This window comes from Geothrix edaphica, assembly GCF_030268045.1.
In the GTDB taxonomy this organism is placed as follows: Bacteria; Acidobacteriota; Holophagae; order Holophagales; family Holophagaceae; genus Geothrix; species Geothrix edaphica.
The window spans coordinates 145,307-161,484 of sequence record NZ_BSDC01000002.1; the positions used below are offsets into that span (position 1 = coordinate 145,307).

At 63.5% G+C, this 16,178-nt stretch carries 16 protein-coding genes and 1 riboswitch; of the genes, 8 read left to right on the plus strand and 8 right to left on the minus strand.

Annotated features, from left to right (window positions below; all coding sequences use genetic code 11):
- Positions 1–47: 47 nt before the first annotated feature.
- Positions 48–148, plus strand: a riboswitch (SAM riboswitch).
- Positions 149–250: 102 nt separating this feature from the next.
- On the plus strand, positions 251–1,525 hold the full coding sequence (locus QSJ30_RS08505; protein WP_285608344.1) for a trans-sulfuration enzyme family protein: 1,275 nt from the start codon (positions 251–253) through the stop codon (positions 1,523–1,525).
- Positions 1,526–1,528: 3 nt separating this feature from the next.
- Here QSJ30_RS08505 and QSJ30_RS08510 read toward each other — a convergent pair whose 3' ends face one another.
- Genes QSJ30_RS08510 through QSJ30_RS08525 form a run of 4 tightly spaced genes read right to left on the minus strand, consistent with a single transcriptional unit; the run spans position 1,529 to position 4,020 of the window.
- Positions 1,529–2,008: an FKBP-type peptidyl-prolyl cis-trans isomerase gene (locus QSJ30_RS08510; RefSeq protein WP_309559876.1), complete on the minus strand. Its 480-nt coding sequence runs from the start codon at positions 2,006–2,008 to the stop codon at positions 1,529–1,531.
- A gap of 51 nt (positions 2,009–2,059) precedes the next feature.
- Positions 2,060–2,836, minus strand: coding sequence for an HvfC family peptide modification chaperone (locus tag QSJ30_RS08515; RefSeq protein ID WP_285608346.1), 777 nt, complete (start codon positions 2,834–2,836; stop codon positions 2,060–2,062).
- Positions 2,829–3,683 (minus strand): MbnB/TglH/ChrH family RiPP precursor modification enzyme, encoded by an 855-nt coding sequence (locus tag QSJ30_RS08520; RefSeq protein ID WP_285608348.1) that lies wholly within the window; start codon positions 3,681–3,683, stop codon positions 2,829–2,831. Before QSJ30_RS08520 ends, QSJ30_RS08515 begins: the two co-directional genes overlap by 8 nt.
- Positions 3,684–3,696: 13 nt before the next feature.
- Positions 3,697–4,020: a hypothetical protein gene (locus QSJ30_RS08525; protein ID WP_285608350.1), complete on the minus strand. Its 324-nt coding sequence runs from the start codon at positions 4,018–4,020 to the stop codon at positions 3,697–3,699.
- Between the two features lie 296 nt (positions 4,021–4,316).
- Between QSJ30_RS08525 and QSJ30_RS08530 the strand changes: the two genes are divergently transcribed.
- Positions 4,317–4,721 carry a helix-turn-helix domain-containing protein gene (locus QSJ30_RS08530; RefSeq protein WP_285608352.1) on the plus strand — a complete coding sequence of 135 codons (405 nt, stop codon included), beginning with the start codon at positions 4,317–4,319 and terminating at the stop codon, positions 4,719–4,721.
- Positions 4,722–4,751: 30 nt separating this feature from the next.
- Here QSJ30_RS08530 and QSJ30_RS08535 read toward each other — a convergent pair whose 3' ends face one another.
- Positions 4,752–5,126: a pyridoxamine 5'-phosphate oxidase family protein gene (locus QSJ30_RS08535; RefSeq protein WP_285608354.1), complete on the minus strand. Its 375-nt coding sequence runs from the start codon at positions 5,124–5,126 to the stop codon at positions 4,752–4,754.
- Positions 5,127–5,287: 161 nt separating this feature from the next.
- Here QSJ30_RS08535 and QSJ30_RS08540 point away from each other — a divergent pair, with 161 nt between their 5' ends.
- A complete protein-coding gene (locus tag QSJ30_RS08540) occupies positions 5,288–5,893 on the plus strand; it encodes a chemotaxis protein CheB (RefSeq protein ID WP_285608356.1) in 606 nt (201 codons plus the stop codon).
- Positions 5,894–5,940: 47 nt separating this feature from the next.
- Here QSJ30_RS08540 and QSJ30_RS08545 read toward each other — a convergent pair whose 3' ends face one another.
- Together QSJ30_RS08545 and QSJ30_RS08550 are read right to left on the minus strand one after the other, a co-directional pair.
- Entirely contained in the window at positions 5,941–8,583 is a 2,643-nt protein-coding gene (locus QSJ30_RS08545; protein WP_476620518.1) for a chemotaxis protein CheB, read from the minus strand.
- A gap of 23 nt (positions 8,584–8,606) precedes the next feature.
- Entirely contained in the window at positions 8,607–9,263 is a 657-nt protein-coding gene (locus QSJ30_RS08550) for a PAS domain-containing protein (protein WP_285608360.1), read from the minus strand.
- Positions 9,264–9,927: 664 nt separating this feature from the next.
- On the opposite strand from QSJ30_RS08550, the gene QSJ30_RS08555 reads away from it, so the two are divergent.
- The 5 genes from QSJ30_RS08555 to QSJ30_RS08570 all read left to right on the plus strand — a co-directional run bounded on the left by QSJ30_RS08555 (position 9,928) and on the right by QSJ30_RS08570 (position 15,917).
- Complete coding sequence (locus tag QSJ30_RS08555) at positions 9,928–11,319, plus strand: tyrosine-type recombinase/integrase (RefSeq protein ID WP_285608361.1); 1,392 nt, start codon at positions 9,928–9,930, stop codon at positions 11,317–11,319.
- Between the two features lie 381 nt (positions 11,320–11,700).
- A complete protein-coding gene (locus tag QSJ30_RS08560) occupies positions 11,701–11,943 on the plus strand; it encodes a hypothetical protein (protein ID WP_285608363.1) in 243 nt (80 codons plus the stop codon).
- 91 nt (positions 11,944–12,034) lie between these two features.
- Entirely contained in the window at positions 12,035–12,763 is a 729-nt protein-coding gene (locus QSJ30_RS08565; RefSeq protein ID WP_285608365.1) for a hypothetical protein, read from the plus strand.
- Between the two features lie 140 nt (positions 12,764–12,903).
- Entirely contained in the window at positions 12,904–13,149 is a 246-nt protein-coding gene (locus QSJ30_RS14505; protein WP_420798776.1) for a helix-turn-helix domain-containing protein, read from the plus strand.
- A gap of 137 nt (positions 13,150–13,286) precedes the next feature.
- Complete coding sequence (locus QSJ30_RS08570; protein WP_285608367.1) at positions 13,287–15,917, plus strand: DUF3987 domain-containing protein; 2,631 nt, start codon at positions 13,287–13,289, stop codon at positions 15,915–15,917.
- Between the two features lie 74 nt (positions 15,918–15,991).
- On the opposite strand, the gene QSJ30_RS08575 is transcribed toward QSJ30_RS08570, so the two are convergent.
- Positions 15,992–16,159 (minus strand): hypothetical protein, encoded by a 168-nt coding sequence (locus QSJ30_RS08575; RefSeq protein WP_285608370.1) that lies wholly within the window; start codon positions 16,157–16,159, stop codon positions 15,992–15,994.
- Positions 16,160–16,178 lie beyond the last annotated feature (19 nt).

Consider the following 16,178-nt stretch of genomic DNA (forward strand, 5'->3'; position numbering starts at 1 on the left):
GCCCGTCAGATACTGTTGGAACACAGGATCTTTGCCAGTTTCATCACGCGATATCCAGAAAGGTGGAGGGACGGGCCCTGTGAAACCTTGGCAACCTGCGAAAGCAAGGTGCCAATTCCTGCCGCAAGCGATTGCGGAGAGATGCTGACGTGTCAGAAGCTGACATGCGAAGGGGCCCGAGTCATCGGGCCCCTTCTCTGTTTTTGGATCGCAATGGAACGACGGAGGTCCTCCCTTCCAGGAGGCTTTCATGAGCGAGCAGTACCTCGATACCAACGTGCCGGGCAACCCGGCCTACCACTTCAGCATCCAGCCCCCGGCCCGGGAGAGCCGGGCCGGGTGGAGCCGCCGGCCGGAGCTGGTGCCGGGCGCGGGCCCGGCCACCCAGTGTGTGCATGCGGGCGTGCAGCCCGACCCGGCCTACGGATCGGTCATGCCCCCGCTGTACCTCTCATCCACCTTCGCCTTCAAGGACATCTGCACCAACGCGGGCTACGACTACACCCGCAGCGGCAACCCCACCCGGGCGGCCCTGGAGGAGGCCCTCGCCCTGCTGGAGGGCGGCCATGGCGCCACCTGCACCAGCACGGGCATGAGTGCCATTCTCGTGGCTCTCAACCTGCTGCCCCATGGCAGCCACCTCATCTCCACCGTGGACTGCTACGGAGGCACCTTCCGCCTGCTGGAGCATGCCCAGCGCTTCTACGGCCTGGAGGTCACCTACCTGGACCTGGCGGACCTCCCGGCGGTCGAGGCGGCCCTCCGGCCCAACACGCGCATGATCTGGATCGAGACCCCCTCGAATCCCCTGCTGCGGCTCACGGACATCGCCGCCGTGGCGGAGCTGGGCCACCGCCAGCCGGACTGCCTGGTGGCCGTGGACAACACGTTCCTGTCGCCCTACCTCCAGCGCCCCTTCGACCTCGGCGCCGACCTCGTCATCCACTCCACGACCAAGTACCTCAACGGCCACAGCGACGTGGTGGGCGGCGCCGTGGTGGCGGGGCCCGGCCGCCTGGCCCTCACCCAGCAGATCCAGAGCGGGAACAACCTGCTGGGCACCTCGCAAGCGCCCCACGACTGCTTCCTGGTGCTGCGCGGCCTGAAGACCCTGCCCCTGCGCATGCGCCAGCACGAGGCCACGGCCCAGGTGCTGGCGGAGTTCCTGGCCGCCCATCCCGCCGTGGGCAAGGTCCACTTCCCGGGCCTGCCCGGCCATCCGCAGCACGAGCTCGCGAAGCGGCAGCAGCGGGGCTTCGGCGCCATGCTCAGCTTCGAGCTGGCGGAGGGCGGCGCCGAGCGGCTGAACCACGTGCTCCGGAAGCTGCGCTGGTTCACGCTGGCCGAGAGCCTGGGGGGCGTGGAATCGCTGGTGGCGCATCCCGCCTCCATGACCCACGCCTCCATGACGCCGGAAGCCCGCCGCCGGGCCGGCATCACCGACGACCTCATCCGGCTCTCCGTGGGCCTGGAGGACGTGCAGGACCTGCGCGCCGACCTGGCCCAGGCCCTGGCCTTTGACTGATCGCTACTGGATCCCCAGCAGCTCCACATCGAAGATCAGCTCGGCGTTGGGCGGGATCTCGCCGCCCGCGCCGCGGGCGCCGTAGCCCAGGGCCGCCGGGATGACGAGGGTGCGCTTGCCGCCCACCTTCATGGTCAGCAGCCCCTCGTCCCAGCCCTTGATGACGCGGCCCACGCCGACGGGAAAGACCAGCGGCTCGCCGCGATCCACGGAGCTGTCGAACTTCTTGCCCTTCTTCCCGTGGTCCGAGAGCCAGCCCGTGTAGTGGACCGAGCAGCGCTGGCCGGGCTGGGGCGAGGCCCCCGTGCCGACCTGGGTGTCGAGGTACTGGAGGCCGGTCAGGGTCGTGATCATGGCAGGCGCTTTCTTTTTGGGGCGTTGAGCCCGTTTCTTGGCGGGGGCAGCGGTCTGGGCGGCCAGGGTCTGGGTGGCCAGCGGCAGCGCGAGCAGCAGCGCAGCCAAGGTGGAGCATCTGCGGGTCATGACACCTCCAGCCTCCGAGTCTACGGGAAGGAGCGCCCCTGATGCACCGGATCAGGAGGCGGCCAAGAACCCGGCGAGGGCGCCCCGGTCCCGCAACTCCCTCAGCAGGCTCAAGGTGGCAGGCAGGCCCGTCAGCCCCAGGGCCGCCATGGCTTCGGCCAGGCTCTCCGTCTGGGCCCGGGTCAGCAAGGCCGCGGCGGCCGGGGTCAGGTCCATGAGCTGCGCCTGCCCCTCAGCATCCCGGTGGGCCAGCAGGTGGGTGGGGCATGCCTCGGGCACGGGCTGGGCTTCGCTCACCTGGTGGACCGCGTGGCGGTACGACACCACCTGGGTGGCCGGATGGAGCACGAGGCGATCCTGTGGCCCAGGATCGGGATGGAGCCCCGGAGGAGGATCAGTCTCCGGAAACCGCGCCACCAGCACTTCCAGGATCTCGGCGTGAGCCAGTTCCAGGAGGTAGGGCCAGGTGGCCTGGCCCCAGCCCGTCTCCGCCAGCCAGCCCAGGAAGGCCGGGGCGATGTCCCGGTAGTGCCGGCTGGCCACGCAGCGCGCCTGGAGGAAGGCCTCGATGCAGGGCTCCCAGGCGTCCTCCCGCTCAAGCAGGGCCCTGGTGATGGGGAACATGGCCTCGATGGGGTCCAGCAGGCTCAGGCGGGCCAGCTCGCGGTAGGCGGCCAGGCCTCCGCTGAACTGCCGGAAGCTCTGGGCGTCCGCCTCGGGCAGCCCGTGGCTCCGGGCGAATCTGGCGGGATCCTCCTCGAAGGTGGCCCCTTCCGGATCGAGTATCAGGGCCGCCAGGGCCCGCTGGAGGGCCAAGGCCTCAGCCATGGCCGCCTCCCACCGGCACCGCCAGGACCTCATCGTAGGCGGCCTGGAGGCGGGACCGCTCCGCCAGCAGGTCCTCCAGGTCCGGGATGTGGTTGTCGCGTTCGAGCAGCACGGGCACGGGACGCCCCAGGCGGGCCAGGGTCCACTGCATCAGCTCGATGACGGGGTCGATGACGTCAGCGCCGTGGGTATCCACGGTGAGCGCCCCGAAGCGCTTGTGACCCGCGATGTGCAACTGGGCCACGCGGTCCAGGGGCATGCGCGCCAGCCAGGCCTTGGGGTCGAAGCCGAAGTTGAGGGCATTCACGTAGACGTTGTTCACGTCGAGCAGCCAGCCCACGTCGGCCCCCTCCAGCACCTCGGTGATGAAGGCGGCCTCGTCCATCTCGGCCCGGCCCAGCTCGGCGTAGTAGGTGATGTTCTCCAGGAGGAGTGGCACGGGCAGGCGGGCCTGGAGGTCCCGGGCCCGCGCCACCGTGTGGCGGACGGCCTCCCGCGTGAAGGGGATGGGCAGCAGCTCGTGGAGGCAGCTGCCGTCCACGCTGGTGAAGCAGAGGTGCTCGGAGTGCCAGGGCGTCCCCGTGCGGACGAGGAAGCGCCCCAGATCCCGCAGGTAGTCCCCGTCCCAGGGATCGAAGCCGCCCACGGAGATGGCCAGGCCGTGGGTGAGGACGGGGTCGCGGTCGAGGATGGCGCAGGCGTCCCGGTGGGGGCGCCCGCCATCCCCGACCACGTTCTCGGGGCAGGTCTCCCAGAAGGGCACGCCGTGGGCCGGCCGGGCCACCACCGCCTCCAGATGGGGGCGGCGGAGGCCCAGGCCCACGCCCATGAAACGGCCCAGTGCCATGGGGGCCTCCTGCCTACTTCTTCTCTTCCTTCTTGTCCTTGCCGCAGCTGCCCTCTTTCTTGTCCTTCTTGTCCTTCTTCATGTCCGCGCTGCCGCAGCCACCGCCGCCGCCGCAGCCGCCTTCCTTCGCCTTGCCCTTGGCGTCCTTCGCGTCCTTGGTCTTCGCCTTGTCCTTCGCGTCGGGCTTGGCGTCCTTGGAGCCGCAGTCCCCGGCCTGGGACAGGGCCGCCTCCGAGCCGAAGCTGCCCACGGGCGTGGCCGCGACGGCGGTGGAACCCCCCGCCACCAGGGAGCCGGCCGCGAAGAGGGTGGCGGCACCAATGAGTTTCGTGATCATGAAATCCTCCTGCGGGCACACCCGCGGCAGGGGCCGCCGCGCGGCCCCGGAAACAGTCGTCCATGCCCATCCCCTTCCGGTGGTCCGGATTCCAGGGCTGGCCAGGTCGTCAGCCTGTGGGGTGCTGGCATCCGTAAAGATGTGACGACCTTTTTCGGATTTCGCGTGTTTTCCCATGGTCGGGCTTAAAAGCACCTATCCACATGACCTAACATGGCCATGGGGAACCGGAAGCGAACGCTCCCCGGGGGAGAATCCAGATGCCGAATATTGCTTCCATTCTGAAGGTGGAAATCGTGCGGTTGGCCCGCAAGGAATTGCGGGCTGAAACGGAAGGCCTCAAGAAGGCCGCTGCCCAGTACCGGTCCGACCTCTCGACGTTGAAGCGGAAGGTGGCTTCCCTGGAGAAGCAGGTGGCCCGTCTGGAGAAGAAAGCACCGGGACGGGTGGCACCCCAGGCAGACGGGGAAGGAGCCACCCGCACGAGATTCAGCGCCAAGGGGCTGGCGAGCAAACGGCACAAGCTGGGGCTGTCCGCCGCCGAGATGGGCGCCCTCCTGAACGTCTCCGCCCAGACCGTCTACAACTGGGAAGCGGAGAAATCGAAGCCCCGCCAGGCCCAGCTGGCGGCCATTGCCGCCGTGAGAAGCCTGGGGAAACGGCAGGCCAAGGCGCGCCTCGAGGAGTTGGCGAATTCGTGATCGGCCGGGACCTTCGCCCAGGAAGGGCCCTCAGAGCGTCTGGGTGATGGACTCCGGGGTGATCGCCAAGGTCGCCCGGGCCCAGGCGAACCTGGCCTTGAGCATCTCGAAGTCAGGTCCCGACGTGATGAAGGCCGCCCTGCCTTTGATCAGGAAGCCGGTTCCGGTGCCTTGCAGGCCGGCCACCTTGGAACTCCCCAGGGTGACGAGCACGTGGTCATTGAAGGCCAGATTGGCCTCCGTGCGCTGCATGCCGCCCGCAGGGATCAGGAGCCGCCCATCCTCCATCACGCGGATATAGCTGTTCCACGTGTTGACCATATGCGGCCCGTCCTGGCCGAGGGTGGCGATCGCGACCACACCATCCTTGGCCAGGACCTGGGTCATTTTCTCGGGGATGTCCATGGCTGCCTCCTGGGCTGGGGTGGAGCGGCCTTCCGGGCGCCCCCCCCCAAGCATGCAGCCATTCCGGCCGGAGGGGCCGTCCCGCTGCATGCCGAATTCCGACGTTCCCGCGCCCGGACTACCCCACTATCCTTGAATCGCCAGGTTGCGGGTGGGGAGCCATGGACGTCGCCGGTACCGCCAGGGATTTCCCCATCGTCTGCGTCGGCGGTTCCGCAGGCGGTCTCGACGCCTATACCAGGCTGTTGCGCCATCTGCCGGGCGACATGGGTGTCGCCATCGTCATCGTCAATCATGTAAGGACCTTCGCCACCCAGCTCCACGAGATCCTGCCGGGCTGCACAGCGATGCCCGTCCAGCTGATCACGGATCATCTGCTCATCCGGCCCAACCGGGTGTTCATCATTCCCGAACAGCGGGACCTGCACGTGCTTGGTGGCAACTTCCACTTGAAGCCGATATCGAAGCCCAGGGGCTGGCCCGATGTCATCACGGTCTTCCTGCGTTCCCTGGCCGAACACTGGGAGGGCAAGCTGATCGCAGTCATCGTCTCCGGCTACGACGGGGATGGCGCTGCGGCGCTTCGCGGCATCAAGGAGGTCGGAGGCATCACGATCGCGCAGAGGCTCGACACGGCCTTGCAGCCCGACATGCCCGAGAGCGCCATCGCCACCGGCTTCGTGGATTTCGTCCAGTCCCCCGAGGATATCGCCGGGACCATCCTTCGGATCGCCCGCGAAGTGAAGGAGTCGAGCGGCCAAGGCTGAAACCTTGTGCCGACCAGGATGTGACCTTTCCCCACCGATGGTCCCACTCAGGTCTTAGGCCGCGGTGCCCTTCCCCGGGGCTTGCCCGAGACTTCCGTCCTGAGCTCGGCTTCAAGGGCCTTGGCGCGGGTGATCTCCGTGAACGTGACGACCACCCCGCCAATGGCATTCTGGATGGTCCGATAGGGCAGGATCCGGGTCGAGAACCAGGCTGTGCCTTGCTGGGCGGACACTTCCCTCTCGCTGAACACCAGGGTTCGAAGGACCTCGGTGGCGTCCCGCTCCAGATCCGGATAGTCGAGATTGCTGACGATGTCTGTGATCGGCCGTCCCACATCGCTTTGAATGAGCTTGAAGATCCGGGTCGCGCCCTTGGTGAAGCGGCGGACATGCAGATGCTCGTCCAGGAAGAGCGTGGCGATATCCGTGGCATCCAGGAGGTTCTTCATGTCGTTGTTGGTCGCCGACAGCTCCTCGACCTTGGACTGCTGCTCGGCGTTCACCGTCTGAAGCTCCTCGTTCAGCGACTGGAGCTCCTCTTTGGAGGTGGTCAGCTCCTCGTTGGTGGACTGCAGCTCCTCGTTGGTGGACTGCAGCTCCTCGTTGGTGGCCTTCAGTTCCTCCTGGGAGGTCTGCATCTCCTCCCGGTTGCTCTGGAGTTCCTCCAGGGCTGACTTCAGCTCCGCCTCCAGCTCCGCCAGCCGGGCCAGATCTGAGGGAAGGTTCTTTCCGGCCTTCGAAGACTTGACTGGCGGAGCGGCGGGCTGGTCCGAGAAGACCGTCATCACGGTGCCCTTCAGCGCTTCAGGGGCCTGCAGGGCCTGGACCGTCAGATCCACGATCTGGGTGCCGCCATTGCCGCCCACTCGAAGCCCCCGGACAACCACCGGCTCGGTCTGGCTCAGGGCCTTGCGGAACGCCATTCCGAGGTCAGCGCGCAGTCCCTCCCTGGCCATGGCGAAGAGGTTCCAGTTCGCTTTCCCCATGGCTGGTTCCAGGTACTTGCCGGTCTTGCCGCTGATGTAGAGGATGTCGCCAGCCTCGGACGACAGCACCGCCGGAGGGGCGAACCGCTGCAGCAGAACCTGGTCTGCAAGGGACTGGAGATTGACCGAGGTCTTTGGCACAGTGGCCTCGCGAATGCTCTCCCTGGGGAGGGGAGGGGTGATGGGGAACGGGGCAAACCCGGGTGTCTGGGAATTCGCCTTCCGGTGGAAGAGCCTGGCCTTGCCCGGAAGGGGGACGAACAAGTCCGTGAAGGGGCCGATGCTCTCGGCACTCCCCAGGAACAGGCAGCCGTCGGGGTTCAGGCTGTAGTGGAAAAGGGGGAGGACGCGCTTCTGAAGATCGGAGGAGAGGTAGATCAACAGGTTCCGGCAGAGAAGCAGATCCAGGCGGATGAAGGGCGGATCCTGGATGACGTCCTGGGTGGCGAACACCAGCATCTCCCGGATCTCCTTCCGGAGGCGGAATCCGTTCTCGTCCGGAGTGAACCACGCCGCCCGCCGCTCGTCCGAGAGCCCGGCCATGGCGGCAGGCGCGTAGAATCCCTGCCGGCCCTTCTCGACGGCATCCCGGTCCAGGTCGGTGGCAAAGACCTGGAGCGTGACGGGCGCCCGCGGACGCAGCTTCTCCAGGGCCTCCATGAAGGTGATGGCCAGGGAACAGGCTTCCTCCCCCGTGGAGCAGCCTGCCACCCAGGCCCGCAGCACCCCACCCTCGGGGCGGGAGGCGATCAGCGCCGGGAGCACTTCTTCGGCCAGCTGTTTCCAGGACTCCGGATCCCGGAAAAAGCTGGTCACGCCGATGAGCAGTTCCTTGAACAGGATGTCCGACTCCGGCGGGTTCCCCTCAAGGAACCGCACATAGGCGGAGATGGAATCGATGGCATGGATTCCCATCCGCCGCTCGATCCGCCGGTAGATCGTGCTCTTCTTGTATAGTGAGAAATCGTGGCCCGTGCGGCCCCGCAGCAGGATGCAGATCCTTTCAAACGAACTCCGCTCCTGTTCGGAAATGAATGGTTCCTGGTGTGGGTGTCTCAGCTTCCCCTCCAGGAGCCGGATCAGGTCCACCGCAAGCTGGGCCGGTGCCGACACCAGGTCCGCGAGACCCTCCTTGACCACACTGCCCGGCATGCCGTCGTAGCGGGCGGACGCCGGTTCCTGGGCGAGGACGATTCCGCCGTTCTCCTTGATGGCCTTCGCCCCGCGCAGCCCATCGGAGCCCATGCCGGAAAAGATGATTCCCACCGCGCCCACGGTCCGGTCCTGGGCCAGGGACTGGAAGAAGAAATCAATGGGAAGCCGCCGTCCATGGGGCTCCGAAGGCGGGAAAAGGAAGAGCTTGCCTCTCAGGATGGAGAGATCCATGCCGGGCGGTATGACATAGATGTGGCCGGGTTTCACAGCCTGGCGGTCCAGGGCCTGCAGGACTTTCCTCTGGGTGGACCGCTGGAGCAGCTCCACCATCATCCCCGGCTGGGTCGGGGCGAGATGCTGGATCACCACCAGGGCCAGCGGATTGTCGGCCGGCAGGTGCTTCAGGAATTCGTCCAGGGCCTCCAGGCCGCCCGCTGAAGCCCCGATCCCCACGATGGGAAAGGATTGCGGGTCATTCTGGATCGGCACCAGGCCCGCAACCCTGGCAGGTTGGGCCTTCTTCTCTCCAGAAATGGATTTCGGTCGCATCCCCTTCCCTGCCTGAAACGCCTTCACAACTTGCCTGTGGCCTTCCTCGGGGCCTTTTTGGTGGGGTGAAGCTGGGCCTGGAGCTTGGCGTTTTCCTCCTGAATCCTTCTCCGCTCCGTGATGTCGCTGACCACCACTCGGCACGCAGGCTCACTACCCACCCCTGGTACGGCATCAGGAGGTGCGGACGTCAACTGCACCCAGAACGGAGTCCCATCCTTTTTCACCATGCGGAGTTCGCAGGTGGCTGATCGATTCATCTGATAGAGCTGTTTGAGGTGCAGATAGTAAATGTCCTGGTCTTCCTCGAAAATGAACCGCGTGATGGGTTTTTTGATCAGGGTGGACAAAGCCAGATCCAGCATGTTCACGGCGGTGTAGTTGGCTTCGAGGACCAACCCCTCCCGGGACAGGATGCAATACCCCACCGGGGCGAGGTGGTAGAGGTCGAAGTAGTGCCTCCGTGCCGCCTCCAGCTCGGCTCGCGCCCGCGACAATTCCTCGTTCTGCATCTCCAGCTCGACCTGATGCACCTGCAGCTCGTGGATCAATTTCTGGGCTTCCGCCTCGGGCATGAGAGGCAGGCTTTTGGGGACCACTGCGCGCCTCTTGAGGACCGTGGCTTCGGCGCGGGAGCGAAGATCAGGCTTTTTTCCTCCGCCGACCTTGTTCTGGTTCATCTGGCACCGCCTTTTTGGCTCACATCCTGGCCAGTATCCCCCCCTTCTGCCCCCACGACTGGACAAAGTGAAGCTGTCCACCGGCCCTGCCCGTCCAGATGGGGCTCCGCAGGCTGGCCGATATCGGTAGTTCTGAATGGGAACAGGATCATCCTTTTCGCCTCCGGCCACCGCCAACCGCCTCCTTGACCTACCCTCCGCTCGCGCCACGCACTCGCAGAATCACAGCCCGGGGGGCCCTCCGTGAGGCACAGGCGGCTTGCTGGGCGTGGGGATTTGAACCCGTTGCCGGCGAACCCCTCGCGCTTCCTCCGCTCCAACAGCGCCGCGCGCTGCCGGAGCGGCGCGCTCGCGGGCCGGCTGCCACTCGGGGGTTCAAATCCACCCATTCCTCAACCAAAACCAAAGGGGTCCCGATGGGACCCCTTTGGTTTTGGCTCCGGAGGAGGGATTTGAACCCCCGACCTAGTGATTAACAGTTGTTTTTTTCGCATTTGTGTCTCTTTGTGTCCAAGTCGGTCAACTTTGTATGAATGCCCGCCATTACTATATTAAAGACGAACCAAGATTGGGTTGTATTGGATTTTCATGAGCTGATTTTGTGGCCAGGATGGGACAATGGTGTGACAATGGCTCGCCATGAGACAAGGGGCGGGGTGCGGGTATGGGCAAGCTGGCGGGTGTGAATCTCAAGAAGGCGACCATTGAGGGATTGAAGCCGAAGGCGGCTATGTATCGGGTGCCAGATGCAGAGGTGCGCGGCCTGAATATCCAAGTAACGCCTGCGGGCGTGCTGTCCTGGGTGCTGCGGTTCCGGGTGCATGGGCACCAGAAGGCCCACACCCTGGGCCGATGGCCGGAATTGACGGTGGCCCAGGCTCGGAAGAAGGCGCTCTCCCTGCTGGGTGACATAGGCGATGGCAACGATCCCGCGGCAAAGAAGAAGGAAGAACGGAAGGCCAAGACGATCAAGGATCTGGCAGATCAATTCAGGAAGGAACACCTGCCCGCGCTCAAGGAAAACTCTCGAATTCAGTACGAGCGACTCTTAGGCAAACGAATCCTTCCGGCCCTGGGATCAAAACGAATCAAGGATGTTGATTCGTCGGATGTGGCCGCCCTGCTGTCTCAGATCCGATTAGAAACACCGAAGGGTATCGAGGCGAACCGGGTGCGGGCCGTCCTTTCCAAGATGTTTTCAATGGGTGCCCTTTGGGGTTTCTGCCCTGCTGGCACCAACCCTGCGAAGGGACAAGCCCGAGCACCCGAGGTTAAGAAGGACCGGCACATGTCGGATCGGGAACTGCTGGCCCTGGGTGAAACCATGCGCCATCTGGAACCCACACCCGCGGGCGAGGAACGACCTGTGGATGCACTACCTTCCGAGGATTGCCACGCACTCGCGGCCTTCCGCCTCTATCTCCTGACCGGGATGCGGAAGTCGGAACTCATCGGAGACCGAAAGAGGGACAAGGAAACTCGCGCCATCATTGAGAAGGTCCCCGCCTTGCCCTGGACCGCGGTGGATCTGGACGCAGCGCGGATCCGCCTTGAGTACCACAAAACGGCCAAGAAGGCAGGCGTCCGAATCGTGCAGCTCTCTACCGCCGCCTGCAACCTCCTGGAGGCCTTACCAAAGGTGCTGGGCAATCCATATGTGATCCCGGGCCATGACGCTGGCGAATCCCTGGTGGGCCTTCAGAAGATTTGGGAACGGGTGCGGGATGCGGTGGGCACCCTTCAGGAGAAGGCCAAGGTGCCTAAGAAATCCCGCGTGGATGTGTCGGATGTGACGATTCACGATCTGCGGCGATCCTTCGCCAGTCTGGCCGCCCGCATGGGCTATCCGGAATTGATCGTGGCCGCCCTGCTGGGCCACAGTGCTGGATCTGTCACTGCGGGATACGCCCGGATCGGTGCCGATCCTCTTCGGGATGTGGTCGAGACCATCGGCGCCCGCATGGCCGCTCTGCTGGCGGGATCCGTGGATTTGGAAGCGGAAGCGAAGGCGGCCAAGGAAGAGGCCCAAGCCAAACGAACAGCAAAGGGTGCATGATCCCGCGGGGCCGTGGAACACTACCGTAGAACGCTTCAAAGCTTTTTTCACGGCCTTGAAATCATTGGCCTTAGTTTATTTTTAATGTTACATAATTGATATTATCAAAAGTAAAAATACTCTTGCGCGGGCGCGAGGGGACGCTAACCTGTTGGGCATGAGGTGAATCATGGCAGGAAGGCCAAAAGCGGAAATCCAAACGGTGCAGGTGTCTTTCCGCCTTCGGGAAGATGAGGCCGCGCTACTTCGAGCCGCCTGCGAGCGCCTGGCGGTGCCACCTGGCCGCCTGCTGGGCCGAATCATCCGAGCCGCCTTTGAACCCGCCGCGGGTGATCCCGCACCTGTGGCCCTTGAGGATCTGTTGAACAGATCGGAGGAACCATGAGCGAGCAAGAACGAATCAAGGCCGCGGAAGTGGCCCTTTACGAATCAAGCCGAACCTTCCAGGCTCTGCGAAGTGTGGCCTTCCTGCTGAGTCAGGCAGAGGGAAAAGGGCCGTTTACCTGGGACGGGCAACCGATGGAGGATCTTCAACACCTGCTCGATGTGCTGGCCATTCGCGGAATTGAGCACTCGGAAGCGGGATACGATGCCTTGACGGATCCGAACCTCAAGACAGCCTAAACTCGAATCGGCGCGGCTAGGGTAGCTCCCGAACCTCGGAACCCGCACCGGGTGCCGCGCCGCCTTTGCGGGGGCATCGGCGGGGTGCAGCGTGAAAAAAGGGGATGAAGGCAGTGCCTCCTCAAGCAAAAGCGTCAGGCTGACGCCGAAAATTATTAAGGCCAAGGATCCGCTTTCTTATCGACTCATCGCTCGTCAGCTTCGTAGTCAATTCACAGGGTTGGATGAAGAATTTGTGATGGTTGAGTTGGCGAAAATTGGGACCGACTACGCCGCTGAACTATGGGATAAGCCGGAGAGCAACGGTCTCCAAATTCAAGAATCTATACAGAGGGTATCAATCAAAGCACGGCATCTCATGAACGAACTACTCCACTTGGGACCGGTGGCCCGACTTACCGTGCATGGCGAATGGCTACCCGACCCAGATGCACCGCCTCTAAACCAATTGGCTCGCCTTTTATGGACCAGACCTGGTTCTGGCGTCGAGTCGGAAATCGGCGAACCATTGCGGTTCAAACAACGCCAGATGGAGGCCTTTTTCTCAAGCCCTGAAATTCTTTGGTTGATCCGAATGCAGAACTTGGAAGAGAAGTGGAAGCCCTTGCGGGAAAGCTATCGTGGAAGCGGGAAATTCGCAAAGAAGCCCATCGATCAAGCGAGTCTGCTACTGAAAGAACACTGCGAATGGCTCCTGGCGGAACTTGGGAAGCGTGGGAAAGAACAGAAATTCCAATACGCACTTTCAGTTCGTGGTCTCGCTGGAAAAATCTTCGAGGTGGTTACTGGCAAGCGGGCAAGTGGGGGGCAATTTCGCTAGTGGAGGGTGCGGATAACTGGGAATCAATTCGATAGTTAATAACATCCTAATGATGATATACAACGATTTAACCATTGTTTTTGATTCGCCAGAAACCATTCTGACTACCTAAGGCCCATGCCGGGCCCAACGGAGCCAGAATGAGCAACACAGAGAAAACCAAACCCGCCCCGCTTGCAAGTGGTGCCCTGCTAGACCCCAAGGCCGCGGCGGCCTTCCTGAATTGTTCCGAGTGGACGCTTGCGGCCTATCGGTGCGAAGGCAAAGGCCCGCGGTTTATGCGCCTGGGGAATCGAATTCGCTACACGCCTTCAGCCCTTGCGGAGTGGATCGAGGCCAATACAGCCACCTCGACTTCCGAACATGACGCCCGGAAGGCCGGGTGATCCGATGGGCACTGAAGCGGGTGGAAATCGAGACATGGCGCGGGCCTGTCTCAAACGGTGCCTAGTGTACCTGACGGTGCGGGGCCTGTTCCCTGCCCGGATGGCGGAATCCCTAATTCGCAGATTGGGGTTGTTCCATGCTTGATGCTGTAGATCAATTCAAAGAGGCATTACATGCGCGGGGCCTTGTCCCACCAGTTGAGATCCAGGCCGATGGTGAGATCCACCGATGCCATGCGGAAGGCCGCGGTGGTGAGAATGACGGTGCATACCTACTGCACCTGGACGGTATCCCTGCTGGCGGATTTGAGAACTGGCGGGATGGTGAAGGGTGGGAGAACTGGCGGGCCGATATTGGCCGCACCCTGACGCCCGAAGAAGAAGCCGCCCACCGATCCCATACCGAGGCCATGCGGAAGGCCCGCGAGGCAGAGGATAAGCGGCGAAAGGCAGAGGCCAGGGAACGGGCCAAACGGGTTTGGGATTCGGCCCTGCCCTGCACCGGGCATCCCTACCTCACCCGGAAGGGCATCAAGGCCCACGGCGCCCGGATCGTATCCAACGGTTATCGGAAAGGTGATCTGGTACTTCCTGTACGGGATGCGGAAGGCAAGCTGCACTCCCTTCAATTCATCGGGCAGGATGGCGGGAAGTTGTTCCTTCCTGGTGGCCGGAAGCGGGCCTGCTACTTCAGCATCGGGAAGCCTGCCGGTGTGCTGTATGTGGCGGAAGGATTCGCTACCGCGGCGAGTATTCATGAGGCTACCGGGCAAGCGGTGGCCGTAGCCTTCGACGCCGGAAACCTGCAACCTGTGGCCGAATCCCTGCGGGCAAAGTACCCGGGCCTGGATCTGGTGATTGCCGCGGATGACGATTACCGCACCGATGGAAACCCTGGGCGAGCTAAGGCCACGGAAGCCGCCCGCGCCATCGGTGCCAAGATCGCCCTTCCTGTATTCGGTGAGGATCGGCCCGAAAGGGCAACGGACTATAACGATCTTCACCAATCGCGGGGCCTTGAGGCGGTGAGGGTATGCCTGGAGGGTGCCGGTCTTGTCCCATCGCCCGCAAAGGAAGCTGGGAAAAATGAAGCCGCCCGAGCTGCTAACGCTGGCGAGAATCCGCAGGGATGGCCCGAGGCCCAGCCCTTCACCTCACGGGTGGAAGCCCTGCCCTATCCCGTGGATGCCCTGCCAGAAGTGATCCGCGCCGCCGTGGAAGAGGTTCAAGGATTCGTCCAGGCTCCGGTGCCTCTGGTGGCATCTTCGGCCCTTGCGGCCCTGTCCCTGGCGGCCCAAGCCCATTGGGACATGAGGCGGGCGGAAAAGCTGGCGGGGCCTGTGGGCCTGTTCCTGTTGACTATTGCCGATTCAGGCGAGAGGAAATCCACCTGCGATGGATTCTTCACCCGAGTCATTCGGGATTACGAGGCCCAGCAGGCGGAACTGGCAAAGCCCGCGGTGAAGGACTACCGCGCCGCCCTGGACGCCTGGGAAGCCCAGCGTAACGGCATCAAGGATGGGATTCGCGCCGGTGCAAAGGCGGGCAAGGATACCCAAGCCCTCGAACGGAAACTGCGGGATCTGGAGCATGAGAAGCCCGAAGGCCCGCGGGTGCCTAGATTGATCTATGCCGATGCGACTCCCGAATCTTTGAAGTGGAGCCTAGCGAAAGTGTGGCCTTCGGGTGGGGTGGTATCGAGTGAAGCCGGGATCGTATTCGGTTCGCATGGCATGGGCAACGAATCGGCCATGCGGAACCTGGGAACCCTGAATCAGCTATGGGACGGAACCGAGATAGCTACCGAACGCCGAACCTCTGAATCCTTTACGGTGCGAGGTGCCAGACTCTCCATCGCCCTTCAGGTGCAGGAAGCTACCCTGCGGGCCTTCTTCGATCAATCCGGCACCCTGGCCCGAGGATCCGGTTTCATGGCGCGGTTCCTGGTGGCCTGGCCTGAATCTACCCAAGGATCGAGGCCCTTCACCGAAGCACCGGCAACCTGGCCCTACTTGAGCGCCTTCAATCGGCGCATTGAAGCCCTGTTGAACCTGCCCGCGCCCATAGATGGGGATGGCGCCCTAGCGCCGGCCATGCTGTCTTTCTCGGTGGAAGCAAAGGCCGAATGGGTGGCCTTCCACGATCGGATCGAACGGGATCTGCCCAACGGCGAGAGGTTTCACGATATTCGAGATGTTGCCTCGAAGATCGCAGACAACGCCGCCCGGATGGCCGCCCTGTTCCATGCTTTCGAGGGTGCTGCTGGCGGTGCCGTGGGAGTGGATAGCTTCCGATCCGCGGCCCGGATCGCAGAATGGCACCTGAACGAAGCTAGGCGGTTCTTCGGGGAACTCGCCCTGCCTGCTGGCCTTGCGGATGCCGCCCACCTTGAATCCTGGCTGGTGAATCGGTGCCGGAAGAACGGATCGAGCGAAGTGCCCACGAAAGAGGTGCAGCAATTCGGCCCGGGCACCCTGAGAGAAAAGGCCAAGATTGACGCCGCCATGATGGAACTGGAGGAACTAGGCCGGGCCAGACGGATAACCGAAGGCAAGCGAAGGTTCATCACCTTGAACCCTTCGATCCTGGCACCTGTGGAGCCTGCTACCGCTATTCCTGCTACTTTTGCTATTCCTAGCACCCTGAACCCTCAAAACGAGGCGATCGGTAGCAGGAATAGCAGGAATAGCAGTAGCAAACCTGCGATGCCCGAAGATCGAGCGCCCTTCAAGGCTGTCTCTGGTGAAGCCTTCACGGTGGATCTGTGACGCCGCGGGAAGCTCTGGCAGAGGTGGAAGGCTTGGGCTATCGCCTGGGCCTTCGCCCTGGTGGCCTTCGGTTATCAGGTGACGCCGAACCTTCGCCCGAGGTGTTGGGATTGATTCAGGAAAATCGGGATGGCCTGCTGGCCCTGCTGGAAGCCGAGGCCCGAGCCGATGCTGCCCATGAGGCAAGCCTCGCCGCGGGCCGCCTGGTGCCCTTCCCTGCCCACCTGGTGCCGCTGGTGCATCCATCTATCCGGCACCTAG